This is a genomic window from Polaromonas glacialis (assembly GCF_000709345.1).
Taxonomy (GTDB): Bacteria; Pseudomonadota; Gammaproteobacteria; order Burkholderiales; family Burkholderiaceae_C; genus Polaromonas; species Polaromonas glacialis.
On record NZ_KL448323.1, the window covers coordinates 2,282,122 to 2,294,093 of the forward strand.

Sequence of the window (11,972 nt, forward strand, 5' to 3'; positions counted from 1 at the left end):
GAAGAGGCCGTTTTCAATGGCTTGCCCCGCTGGCGTGCAGGCCGCGCACCACAATTGCCCTCGGCCTGGCCGATTGCACTAAGCCTGTGCAATTTTGTACACAATCTGCGGATTAGACCGTACACAAGGGCTGGCACACGTTTTGCAAGTGTGGTTCGCATGAATGCCGCCACACTCCATTCCAGCCCCGCCGCCATTGAACTGGTCGCCCTGACCAAACGCTACGCGCAAGGCAGCCCGGCGGTGGACAGCATCAACCTGCGCATCACCAGCGGCAGCTACTGCTGCCTGCTGGGGCCGTCGGGCTGCGGCAAAAGCACCACGCTGCGCATGATCGCCGGCCACGAGTCCGTGACCAGCGGCGACATTTTGCTGGACAACCGCAACATCACCGACCTGCCCGCCGCCAGTCGGGGCACGGCCATGATGTTCCAGAGTTTTGCGCTGTTTCCGCACCTGTCGGCGCTCGACAACGTGGCCTTCAGCCTGAAGATGAAGGGCGTCGGCAAGGCCGAGCGGCTGGCCCGCGCCAGGGATTTGCTTGACCGGGTCGCGATGGGCGCGCTGGCCGAACGCAAGCCGGCCGAACTCTCGGGCGGCCAGCAGCAGCGCGTGGCGCTGGCGCGGGCATTGATCACCCAGCCCAAGGTGCTGCTGCTTGACGAGCCGCTGTCGGCGCTCGACCCGTTTTTGCGCATCCAGATGCGCGCCGAGTTGCGCCGCTGGCAAAAGGAACTGGGCCTGACCTTCATCCACGTCACGCATTCGCAGGAAGAAGCGATGGCGCTGGCCGACACCATGGTCGTCATGAACCAGGGCCTGATCGAGCAGGTCGGTTCGCCGCACGAGATTTATAACCGCCCGGCCAGTGAATTTGTCGCGCGCTTCATGGGCGGGCACAACGTGCTGGACACGCCCGCCGGAAAAATCGGCGTTCGCACCGACCACATGCAGCTGACGCCCGCCAGCCAGGCCGCGCCCGACGGGCTGCACAACCAGCGCGCCGTGATCACCGATGTCGAATACCAGGGCACTTATGTATTGCTGGGCCTGCAGAACCCGTGCGTGTCGCAGACCGCGCACACCACGGCCGAGCTGTCGGTGATGGTGTCCGAGGCGGCCTTCGCGGCGCGGCCTTATGCGCTGGGCGAAGCAGTGCAACTGTCGTGGACGCCCGAGGCGGCGCACCCCTTGCAGGCCGAGCGCTGCGCGCCGGTCACGGCCACCGCCTGAACCTGTTCTCCCCTGAACCTCCGCCTCCTTTTTTCTTCAATTTCCACCCGCCTCTTCGCAAGAAGATCCACACGCCACCAGGAGCTTTCACCATGTCCGACTCTTTTCACGACCCAAAAGACGCTGCCGCCGGCCTGCAGCGCCGCGCCCTGCTCAAGGGCACCGCCGGAATGGCCGGCATCCTGGCCGCCGGCATGGCGCCGGCCGTGCATGCGCAGGAAAAAATCGTGCTGCGCTACCTGGGCACCGCGGTGAACCAGGACAAGGCGATTGCCGCGAAGTTTGAAAAAGACACCGGCATCAAAATCCAGTACGTGGCCGTGACCACCGACGACGTGACCAAGCGCGCGGTGACCGCGCCCAACAGTTTCGATTTGATCGACACCGAATACTTCTCGCTGAAGAAAATCGTGCCGACCGGCAACCTGAAGGGCATCGACGTCAAGCGCATCAAGAATGCCGACAAGATCACGCCGCTGTTCACCACCGGCATGGTGGGCGGCAAGGCCGTCGGCGACCAGGGCACGGCCCCCAAGAAGGTGATCTACCTCGAAGGCGAGAAAAGCAAGGTCTTTGCCAAGAGCCCGACACAGTTCATGTCGCTGATCCCCACGGTGTACAACGCCGACACGCTGGGCATCCGCCCCGACCTGATCAAGCGGCCGATCAATTCCTGGGCCGAACTGCTGAACCCCGAATTCAAGGGCAAGGCGGCGATCCTGAACATTCCGTCCATCGGCATCATGGACGCGGCGATGGTGGTCGAGGCGCTGGGCCTGTACAAATACCCCGACAAGGGCAACATGACCAAGCCGGAAGTCGACCTGACGATCAAGACGCTGATCGAGGCGAAGAAGGCCGGCCAGTTCCGCAGCCTGTGGAAGGACTTCAACGAGTCGGTGAACCTGATGGCGTCGGGCGAGGTCGTGATCCAGTCGATGTGGAGCCCGGCCGTGACCGCCGTGCGCACCAAGGGCATTGCCTGCAACTTCCAGCCATTGAAAGAAGGCTACCGCGCCTGGGCCGCCGGTTTTGGCTTGCCGGCAACGCTGTCGGGCCGCAAGCAGGACGGCGCCTATGAATTCATCAACTGGTTCCTCGACGGCTGGGCGGGCGCCTACCTGAACCGCCAGGGCTATTACAGCGCCGTGCTGGATACTGCCAAATCCAAGATGGAAGCCTACGAATGGGCCTACTGGATGGAAGGCAAGCCCGCCAGCCAGGACATCAAGAGCCCGACCGGGGACGTATTGGCCAAAACCGGTGCGATCCGCGACGGCGGCAGCTACGAGGCGCGCATGGGCAGCATTGCCTGCTGGAACGCGCTGATGGACGAGAACAACTACATGGTCCAGAAATGGAATGAGTTCGTGGCTGCTTGATAAGTACACCCCCGTTGCCGCTCACTGCGTGTAGCGGCCTCCCCCCTTGCAGGGGGCGACCGCTGCGGCCCGGCAAAGCCGGTTCCTCGCCGTCACTGGGTTGATCCGGCTCGCTTCGCTTGCATATTTTTGTTCATTGAACTGGATTTTTATGAGCGCTCCTGCCATCACCGCCCATTCCAGCCCCACCCGGGCCCCCGGCCGGTCGCTGGCCGCCTGGTGGCAGGCGCTGCCGCTGACGGCGGTGTTCGTGCTGTTCTTTTTGATTCCGCTGGCGCTGATCCTGATGGTCAGCTTCTGGGACTTCAATGAATACGAGTTGCTGCCCGGCTTCACGCTGAAAAATTACGTTTCCATCTTTGAAGGCTGCGGCAACACGAACGAGATGTGCGTGACTTTCAAGACCTATCTTTCGACCTTCAAGTTCAGCTTCCTGGTCTGGCTGATCACGCTGGTGACCGGCTTCGCGGTGTCTTACTTTCTGGCCTTCCATGTACGCTCGTCCGGCGTGCAGACCTTGCTGTTCATCCTGTGCACCATTCCGTTCTGGACCTCAAACGTGATCCGAATGATCTCGTGGGTGCCGCTGCTGGGGCGCAATGGCCTGGTCAACCAGAGCCTGGTCGGCTTGGGCGTGGTGAACCAGCCCATCGAATGGCTGCTTTTTTCCGATTTTTCAGTGGTGCTGGCGTTTGTGCACCTCTACACCATGTTCATGATCGTGCCGATCTTCAACTCGATGATGCGCATCGACCGCAGCCTGATCGAGGCGGCCAACGACAGCGGCGCTTCCAGCTGGCAGACGCTGTGGAACGTCATCATTCCCTTGTGCCGTACCGGCATCATCATTGGCTCGATCTTCGTCATCACCATCGTGATGGGCGACTTCGTGACCATCGGCGTGATGGGCGGCCAGCAGATCGCCTCCATCGGCAAGATCATCCAGGTGCAAACCTCGTATTTGCAGTTTCCGCTGGCGGCGGCCAATGCGGTCATCTTGCTGGCGCTGGTGCTCATGATCATCGCGGCGCTGACCCGGCTGGTCGATATTCGCAAGGAACTCTAGCCATGTACGCCGACAAACGCCCCGCCGCCTTCTGGTTCCTGGCGCTGTTCTTTGCGCTGTTCGTGCTGTTTTTGTATGGCCCGATGCTGGTCATCGTGGTGCTGAGTTTCCAGGGGCCCGAAGGCGGGCTGACCTTTCCGCTGCGCGGCGTGTCGCTGCACTGGTTCCACAAGCTGGCCGAAGGGCTGGGCGTGGTCGATATCGGCGCGGCGCTCTGGCGCTCGCTGGGGCTGGGGCTGGCGGTGATGGTGTTGACCGTGGTGTTCTCGGTGCTGGCCGGGCTGGCGTTTCGCAAGAAGCTGGCCGGCGGCAACACGCTCTTTTTGATCGTCGTGGCCAGCCTGATCATGCCGTCCATCATTGTCTCGCTGGGCATCGGGCTGGAGTTCCGGCTGCTGGACACCGGCATCAAGCAGGCTCTGGCGTTTTTTGGCATGACCGGCACGCTGGAGGAATACGGCACGGCGCTGGGCCTGTTTACCTCGGCGCTGGGCGCGCACCTGACCTGGACGCTGCCGTTTGGCCTGCTGATCATGTTCGCGATTTTCAACCGCTTCAACCCGGCTTATGAAGAGGCGGCGCGCGACCTGGGCGCCACGCCGTGGCAGGGGTTTCGGCATGTCGTGCTGCCCTTGATCGCGCCGTCGGTGGTGGGCATCGGCATGTTCGGCTTCACGCTGAGCTGGGACGAGATTGCCCGCACCTCGCAGGCGATTGGCGATGTCAACACCCTGCCGCTGGAACTGCAGGGGCTGACTTCCACCGTCACCACGCCGTCGATCTACGCGCTGGGCACGGTGACCACCGTGGTGTCGCTGCTGGTGATGGCTTTGGCCATCGGCCTGGCCTGGTGGCTGGGAAGCCGGCAAAAGAAAGGCGCGCGATGAGCAACGCAGCGCCCGCCATGCCGCTGAGCGACAGCGACATCTACGAGCGCGTCATCTCGGCCATCCTCGACCATCGCCTGCCGCCGGGCACCAAGCTGGGGGAAGACAAGCTGGCCACCGCCTTCGGCGTGTCACGCACGCGCATCCGGCCGGTGCTGGTGCGCCTGGCGAACGAGCAGGTGGTCACGCTCACGCCGCATCGCGGCGCCACCATCACCCAGCCCACCGCGCAGGAGGCGCGCGAAGTCTTCGAGGTGCGCCGGATGATCGAGCCCACGCTGGTGGCGCGGTTCATTGCCTATGCCAGCGAAGCCGACATGGCGCGGCTCAGGCTCTGCATCGACGAGGAAGAAAGCGCGCGCCTGGCCGGCGACCTGCGCCGCGCCATCCGGCTGTCGGGCGACTTTCACCTGCAAATTGCCGAGCGCGCCGGCCACCAGACGCTGGGCCGCATCCTGCGCGAGCTGATTTCGCGCACCTCGCTCATCCTGATGGCCTACAGCACGGCCACTGAGCGCAACCCTGAAGAAGCGGCGACGTGCGGCTGCCGCGAACACCGCGCGCTGCTCGATGCCATGCGCCTGCGCGATGCGCCAGAGGCCGGACGCCGCATGCAGGGCCATCTGCTCCAGCTTGAATCGCAACTGCGATTCATCGCTCCGCCGGACAGGACATCCGACCTGTCCACGCTGTTTGCCGTGGCAGCCTGAAGCCTCATGCGCCGTCTTCTGGTCATCAACCCCAACACATCGGCCTCGGTCAGCGGTTTGCTGCAAACCCATGTGCAGGCCGCCAGCGGGCCGCAGGTACGGGTGCGCACCGTCACCGCGCGTTTTGGCGCGCCCTATATTTCGGATGAAGCCAGTTATGCCGTGGCCGGCCATGCCACGCTCGACGCCTGGGCCGCCGCGCTGGTCAAGCCGGACGGCGGGCCGCACGAAGCGCCCGACGCGGTGCTGATCGGCTGCTTTGGCGACCCCGGATTGCTGGCGCTGCGCGAAAGCAGCGCGGTGCCGGTCACCGGCCTGGCCGAAGCCGCGTTCATCGAGGCCGCGCGCCATGGCCGCTTTGCCATCGTCACCGGCGGCGAGCGCTGGGGGCCGATGCTTGAGCGGCTGGCGCAGGCGCTCGGCCATGCGCCGCTGCTGGCTGGCATCCACAAGGTAGCGCCGACCGGCGCGCAGCTTGCCGCCGACCCGTTGGCCGCAAGCGCCCTGCTCGGCCAGGCCTGCCGCGACGCGCAACGCCATTGGGGCGTCCAGGCGGTGATCCTGGGCGGGGCCGGGCTGGCCGGCATGGCAGCGGCCATTCAGCCCGCGCTGGACGTGCCGGTCATCGACAGCGTGCTGGCCGGCGCCAGATGGGCACTGTGCCCGCAGGCGCCGCCCGCCAGGCGCGGCACGCCCGGTTTTGATGTCGCCTGGTTCAATGTTTCGCCCGAACTGGCGGCACTCGGCACGCAAGGCGCCACCCCCTGAAGTATTGGCATGGACGTATCCGTCAACCCGCGCCTTCTGCCGGAACGCATCGAGGACAAAGCACGCAGTCCGGCGCCGGCGCCTCATAACGCCTAAAATTAAGCCGTGAAACCCCAAAATATCCTGAACGCCGACCTGCATTGCCATTCCGTCGTGTCCGACGGCACCCTGACCCCCGAAGCACTCGCCGAGCGCGCCAAAGCCAACGGCGTCGAGTTGTGGGCGCTGACCGACCATGACGAAATCGGCGGCCAGCGCCAAGCCGCCGCCGCCGCCAGGGCGCAAGGCATGGCCTACCTGACCGGCACCGAGATTTCGGTGACGTTTGCCGGCGAAACGGTTCATATCGTCGGCCTGGGCTTCGACCCGGACGACATCAAGCTCAAGCAGGGGCTGTACGACACCCGCAACGGCCGCGAGCAGCGGGCAAGGGAAATGTCCGATTCGCTGGCCAGGGTCGGCATCCACGGCGCCTTTGAGGGTGCCTTAAAGTTTGTCGGCAACCCTGAACTGATCTCGCGCACCCACTTTGCCCGCCACCTGGTGGAGTCCGGTGTCTGCAAGGAAACGAACGAGGTCTTTCGCAAATACCTGACCGAAGGCAAGCCCGGCTACGTGCCGCATCGCTGGGCCACGCTGAAGGATGCGGTCACCTGGATCACGCAGGCGCAGGGCATTGCGGTGATTGCCCATCCGGGCCGTTACAACTTCTCGGCCAACGAGGAATATGCGCTGTTCACCGAATTCAAGGCCCATGGCGGGCGCGGCGTGGAAGTCGTCACCGGCAGCCATACCAAGCAGGAATTCATCAAGTACGCCGAGACCGCCAAGGAATTCGGCCTGGCCGCCTCTCGCGGCAGCGACTTTCACAGCCCCATTGAGAGCCACACCGACCTGGGCACCCTGCCCTTCCTGCCGGGCGACCTGACGCCGGTGTGGGAACTGTTGGCTGGCCGCATCCAGGCATGAGCGGCGCGACCAGAACACCTCCCAACACACTGGCGGGGATTGCACTTCTGGTGGCGGCCGTGGCTTGCTTCGCCGTGCTCGACACCACCACCAAGATCGTTTCACTGAGCGTTCCGGTGCTGATGGCGCTGTGGTTTCGCTATGCGTTCCAGGCGATTGCCACCACCATGGCCATGCTGCCTTCGCGCGGCCGGAGCCTGCTGCGCACGGCGCATCCAAAGTTCCAGTGCCTGCGCGGCGTGTTGCTGCTGGCCACCAGCATGTTTGCCTTTTTCAGCCTCAAGCACATGCCGGTGGGCGAGTTCACGGCCATTGTCATGATCACGCCGCTGGTCATCACGCTGCTGGCGTCGCTCACCCTGGGTGAGCGGGTGTCGGTACTGCGCTGGGCGCTGGTGATTGGCGGCTTCGTCGGCACGCTCATCATCATCCGGCCCGGCGGAAAACAATTCAGCTGGGCCATGCTGCTGCCGCTCGGCCTGGTGATCTCGCATGCCTGGTTCCAGATCCTGACCAGCCGGCTGGCGCGTACCGAAGACCCGGTCACCATGCATTTCTACAGTGGCTGGGTCGGCATGCTGCTGGCGTCGCTGGCCTTGCCGTTTGCCTGGACTTCGCTCGATTCGTGGACGCTCTGGGCCGGCCTGGCGCTGATGGGCCTGATGGGCACCGTCGGCCATTTCATGATGATCCTGGCCTATGCCAGAGCACCGGTTTCCACCCTGACGCCTTTTTTGTATGCCCAGATCGGCTTTGCCATGCTGGGCGGCTGGCTGGCGTTTTCCCATGTTCCCGACGACCTGTCGCTACTGGGCATGGGCATGATCGCGGTGTGCGGCGCGACAGGCGCATGGCTGGCCGTGCGCGAAAGCCGCGTCCTCATCCAAGCCACTGAATCTTGAAAGGTTTTGCCATGGCCCAGTTTTTCGAAGTCCATCCCGACAATCCACCGGCGCGCCTGCTCAAGCAGGCTGTCGCCCTGATCCAGCGCGGCGGCATTGCCGCCGTGCCGACCGATTCGAGCTATGCGCTGGTCTGCCAGCTGGACGACAAGGCGGCGTCCGACAACCTGCGCCGCATTCGCGGGGTCGATGACAAGCATCACCTCACGCTGCTGTGCCGTGACCTGAGCGAGCTGTCCAACTACGCTCGCGTCGACAACAAGCAGTACCGCCTGCTCAAGGGCGCCACCCCCGGCCCCTACACCTTCATCCTGGAAGCGAGCAAGGAAGTGCCGCGCCGCCTGAGCCATCCGTCGCGCAAGACCATCGGCCTGCGCGTTCCTGACCACAAGGCCCTGCAAGCCCTGCTTGAACTGCATGGCGGCCCGCTGCTGGCGACCACCTTGATCCCGCGCGGCGAGACCGAATCCATCAGCGACGCGCAGGACATCACCGGGCCGCTGGAGCGCGAACTGGCCGCCATCATTGACGCAGGCGCGTGCCACAAGGAAGCGACCACCGTGGTCGACCTGACGCCCATGGCCGACGGCGACGACCCGGTGGTGATCCGCCAGGGCCGGGGCGAACTGGCGCCGCTCGGGCTGTGAGGCGCGGCTAGCAAAGCGTCTGACACAATCCAAGCCATGGACATTGCCAACCTGATTCAAACCGTCACCCTTTACGCACTTCCCGTGCTGTTCGCCATCACCATCCATGAAGCCGCCCATGGCTACGCGGCCCGCCATTTTGGCGACAACACCGCTTTCCTGCAGGGCCGCATCACGCTGAACCCGCTCAAGCACATCGACCCGATCGGCACGATCCTGATGCCGCTGATGCTTTACTTCGCCACCTCGGGGGCTTTTTTGTTTGGTTATGCCAAGCCGGTCCCGGTGAATTTCGGCGCCCTGCGCAACCCCAAGCGCGACATGGTCTGGGTGGCGCTGGCCGGTCCGGCATCGAACTTTGCGCAGGCCATTTTCTGGGCCTTGATGCTGGTGGTGCTGGCTGCCACGGGCATCGAAGAGCCCTTTTTCCTCAAGATGGCGCAGGCCGGCATTTTGGTCAACCTGGTGATGTGGGCCTTCAACCTGTTCCCGCTGCCGCCCCTGGACGGCGGCCGCATCCTGGTCGGCCTGCTGCCGTGGAAACAGGCGCAGCTGGTGTCGCGCATCGAGCCCTGGGGCTTTTTCATCGTCATGGGACTGGTGCTGGCCGGCGTCGTCGGCACCCTGTGGCTGCGCCCGCTCATGACCTTGGGCTATGGTCTGATCAACACGCTGATCTCGCCGCTGCTGTCCCTGCTGGGCTGACTTTTTATCTCCATTTTCCGCATGAACTCCACTTCTTCCGCACCGCTACAGCGCTTCCTGACCGGCATCACCACCACCGGAACGCCGCACCTGGGCAACTTTGTCGGCTCGATCCGCCCCTCGGTGGCGGCCAGCCGCCTTCCCGGCGTGCAGAGCTTTTATTTCCTGGCCGACTACCACGCGCTGATCAAGTGCGACGACCCAGCGCGCATCCAGCGCTCGACGTTAGAGATCGCCGCCAGCTGGCTGGCCGCCGGGCTGGACCCGCAGCGCGTCATGTTCTACCGCCAGTCCGACATTCCCGAAATCCCCGAACTCACCTGGCTGCTGACCTGCGTGACCGGCAAGGGCGTGCTCAATCGCGCCCATGCCTACAAGGCTTCCGTCGATAAAAACGAAGCCGCCGGCAACGACCCGGATGCCGATGTGACGGCCGGCCTCTTCATGTACCCGGTGCTCATGGGCGCCGACATTTTGATGTTCAAGGCGCACAAGGTGCCGGTCGGCCGCGACCAGATCCAGCATATCGAAATGGCGCGCGACATGGCGCAGCGCTTTAACCATCTTTACGGCGAGCACCTGGTGCTGCCCGAAGCAGCGATTGAAGAATCCGTCGCCCTGCTGCCCGGCCTGGACGGCCGCAAGATGAGCAAGAGCTACGACAACACGATCCCGCTGTTCACGCCGCGCGAGCAGTTGCGCAAGCTGATTGCCGGCATCGTCACCGACTCGCGCGCCCCCGGCGAAGCCAAGGACACCTTCGGCTCGGCGCTGTTCCAGATCTACCAGGCCTTTGCCAGCGAAAGCGAAACCGCCGGTCTGCGCCAGGCGTATGCCGACGGCATTGGCTGGGGCGACGCCAAGCAGATGCTGTTCGAGCGCATCGACCAGGAAGTCGCGCCGATGCGCGAGCGCTATCAGGCGCTGATCGGGAATCCGCAGGAAATCGAGAAGCTGCTGCAGGCCGGCGCGGAAAAGGCGCGTGCGGTCGCCACGCCGTTCATGGGCGAGTTGCGGCGCGCAGTCGGCCTGCGCAACCTGGCGTCAAACGCTCCGGCGGCTGCCAAAGGCAAGGTTGCCAAAACAGCCGCCCCGGCGTTCAAGCAATACCGCGAAAAAGACGGCCGGTTTTACTTCAAGCTGCTCGATGCGGATGCGCGGCTGCTGCTACAAAGCCGTGGGTTTGACGCACCCAAAGCGGCAGCGCTGGCCATTTCCGCCCTGCAAAAAGAGGGTTCGACCGCGCTGGCCGGGCTGCAGGACATGCTCGAAACCGCGCCAGGAATTACGCAAGGCGAACTCGCCACGGCGCTGGCATTCTTTAGCGCTTCGCAAGACTGAACCGCACGCCGACTCCGGGAAAACGCAAGAAGGCCGGTTGAGAAACCGGCCTTCTTCCTTCTTTATGGTGTCGTTGTATTTACCAAAAAAACAACTTTCGGCGTTAAATCATCATTTAGCGCAATGCCAGCATGCGCGAGCAGCTATTAATTCAGTAGCAAATAATACTGACCGCCATGAATACCGTGTTGGCAAGCCAGCGTAATCTGGCGCTAGATCTTGTCAATCTTGTCTTTCACGACTTCCTTGGCATCGCCCACCTTCTTCTGTGTCTTTCCTTCGGCCTGCCGGGCCATTCCCTTGGCCTGCTGGCTGGTGTTGCCGGTCATCTCGCCCGCCTTGGACTGCACCTTGCCTGCGACATCCTTCACGGCGCCCTTGACTTGATCCTTGTTCATGACGAAATCCTTTTCCAAGTTGATGATGCCTTCAGGCTAATGACGCCTGGCTACCGAGAAAACAAGGACATGGCGCAAAAGCGCGTGGGTTGTTTCCTACAGGCAAGCGCTGTGAGAAAAGGCAAGCAGAACGCACGGATCGCATGAACCCGAGGCGTGGACATATAAACGCCAAACGCAGCTTTTCTATTTCGTATACGATATAACAAATACAAAGATGGATGCCCATGCTCCCCTGGTTCACCGAATCCTCCGCCGACCGACTGGTCGATGTCCGCGACACCTCGCTTGCCAAGCTGGTGCGGGACGACATGCTCGCGCTCATTTTGAAAGGCGAACTGGTGCCCGGCCAGCGCATCAACGAGCCCGACGTGGCCAGCCGGCTCCAGGTGTCGCGCGTGCCGGTGCGCGAAGCCCTGCGTGAACTGGAAAGCTCCGGGCTGGTCGTCTCGCGCAAGCATTCGGGCGTCTTCGTGCGCCACTTGCAGGCGACCGAGATCCGCGACCTTTACCAGATGCGCGGCCTGCTCGACGGCTTTGCCGGGCGCTGCGCCGCCAGCCTGCCCGATGGCGAGCGCCAGGCGCTGCTGACGCTGCTGGGCAAATCGGTTGATGCCATGCTGGAGGCCGCCGGCCGGCACGACGTGCAGCGCTACTACGGTGAAAACCTGCACTTCCACTGGGTCATCGTCGAGTCGGCGGGCAACGGCCAGCTGATCGACAGCTACCGCGGCATCGTGCAAAAGCTGCACCTGTCGCGCCTGAAGAATCTCTCGCAAGACCTGGGCATGCAGGCCTCGATGGACGAGCATGTCGAGATCGTGCGGGCGATCCGGGACGGCGACCCGCTGCGCTGCGAAGCCCTGATGGCGCACCACGTGGGCGGCGCCTACGCGCGGCTGCGTGACGCCGCGCCGCCGCCATCCCAGGAAACCGCCCTGCCGCTTGCATGAAGCCCTGAACA

The 11,972-nt window shown here is 63.7% G+C and carries 13 protein-coding genes; 12 read left to right on the forward strand and 1 reads right to left on the reverse strand.

The annotated features are described in order from the left end of the window. The first annotated feature begins 159 nt into the window (after positions 1 to 159). The 11 genes from EC86_RS0111215 (at position 160) to EC86_RS0111265 (ending at position 10,610) form a co-directional block, all read left to right on the forward strand. On the forward strand, positions 160 to 1,233 hold the full coding sequence (locus EC86_RS0111215; RefSeq protein WP_029525719.1) for an ABC transporter ATP-binding protein: 1,074 nt from the start codon (positions 160 to 162) through the stop codon (positions 1,231 to 1,233). A 92-nt stretch (positions 1,234 to 1,325) separates the two neighbouring features. Beyond that, a complete protein-coding gene (locus EC86_RS0111220) occupies positions 1,326 to 2,615 on the forward strand; it encodes an ABC transporter substrate-binding protein (RefSeq protein WP_029525720.1) in 1,290 nt (429 codons plus the stop codon). 151 nt (positions 2,616 to 2,766) lie between these two features. Then, positions 2,767 to 3,681, forward strand: a complete 915-nt coding sequence (locus EC86_RS0111225) for an ABC transporter permease (RefSeq protein WP_029525721.1) — start codon at positions 2,767 to 2,769, stop codon at positions 3,679 to 3,681. 2 nt (positions 3,682 to 3,683) lie between these two features. Next, positions 3,684 to 4,568 carry an ABC transporter permease gene (locus tag EC86_RS0111230; protein ID WP_029525722.1) on the forward strand — a complete coding sequence of 295 codons (885 nt, stop codon included), beginning with the start codon at positions 3,684 to 3,686 and terminating at the stop codon, positions 4,566 to 4,568. Further along, positions 4,565 to 5,278 (forward strand): GntR family transcriptional regulator, encoded by a 714-nt coding sequence (locus EC86_RS0111235; RefSeq protein WP_029525723.1) that lies wholly within the window; start codon positions 4,565 to 4,567, stop codon positions 5,276 to 5,278. Before EC86_RS0111230 ends, EC86_RS0111235 begins: the two co-directional genes overlap by 4 nt. Positions 5,279 to 5,284: 6 nt before the next feature. After that, positions 5,285 to 6,046, forward strand: a complete 762-nt coding sequence (locus EC86_RS0111240; protein ID WP_029525724.1) for an aspartate/glutamate racemase family protein — start codon at positions 5,285 to 5,287, stop codon at positions 6,044 to 6,046. Between the two features lie 105 nt (positions 6,047 to 6,151). Further along, positions 6,152 to 7,015 carry a 3',5'-nucleoside bisphosphate phosphatase gene (locus EC86_RS0111245; protein ID WP_029525725.1) on the forward strand — a complete coding sequence of 288 codons (864 nt, stop codon included), beginning with the start codon at positions 6,152 to 6,154 and terminating at the stop codon, positions 7,013 to 7,015. After that, a complete protein-coding gene (locus EC86_RS0111250) occupies positions 7,012 to 7,917 on the forward strand; it encodes a DMT family transporter (protein WP_029525726.1) in 906 nt (301 codons plus the stop codon). The genes EC86_RS0111245 and EC86_RS0111250 overlap by 4 nt, the downstream gene beginning before the upstream one ends. A gap of 11 nt (positions 7,918 to 7,928) precedes the next feature. Beyond that, the gene (locus EC86_RS0111255; RefSeq protein WP_029525727.1) at positions 7,929 to 8,564 is read left to right on the forward strand and encodes an L-threonylcarbamoyladenylate synthase; all 636 of its coding nucleotides are present in this window, start codon (positions 7,929 to 7,931) and stop codon (positions 8,562 to 8,564) included. A 36-nt stretch (positions 8,565 to 8,600) separates the two neighbouring features. Then, complete coding sequence (locus tag EC86_RS0111260; RefSeq protein ID WP_029525728.1) at positions 8,601 to 9,269, forward strand: site-2 protease family protein; 669 nt, start codon at positions 8,601 to 8,603, stop codon at positions 9,267 to 9,269. A gap of 21 nt (positions 9,270 to 9,290) precedes the next feature. Beyond that, positions 9,291 to 10,610: a tryptophan--tRNA ligase gene (locus EC86_RS0111265; RefSeq protein ID WP_029525729.1), complete on the forward strand. Its 1,320-nt coding sequence runs from the start codon at positions 9,291 to 9,293 to the stop codon at positions 10,608 to 10,610. A gap of 212 nt (positions 10,611 to 10,822) precedes the next feature. Here the strand turns inward: EC86_RS0111265 and EC86_RS0111270 are convergent, their stop codons facing one another. Beyond that, complete coding sequence (locus tag EC86_RS0111270; protein ID WP_029525730.1) at positions 10,823 to 11,008, reverse strand: CsbD family protein; 186 nt, start codon at positions 11,006 to 11,008, stop codon at positions 10,823 to 10,825. Positions 11,009 to 11,235: 227 nt separating this feature from the next. Between EC86_RS0111270 and EC86_RS0111275 the strand changes: the two genes are divergently transcribed. After that, entirely contained in the window at positions 11,236 to 11,961 is a 726-nt protein-coding gene (locus EC86_RS0111275; protein WP_029525731.1) for a GntR family transcriptional regulator, read from the forward strand. The last annotated feature ends 11 nt before the right edge of the window (positions 11,962 to 11,972 follow it).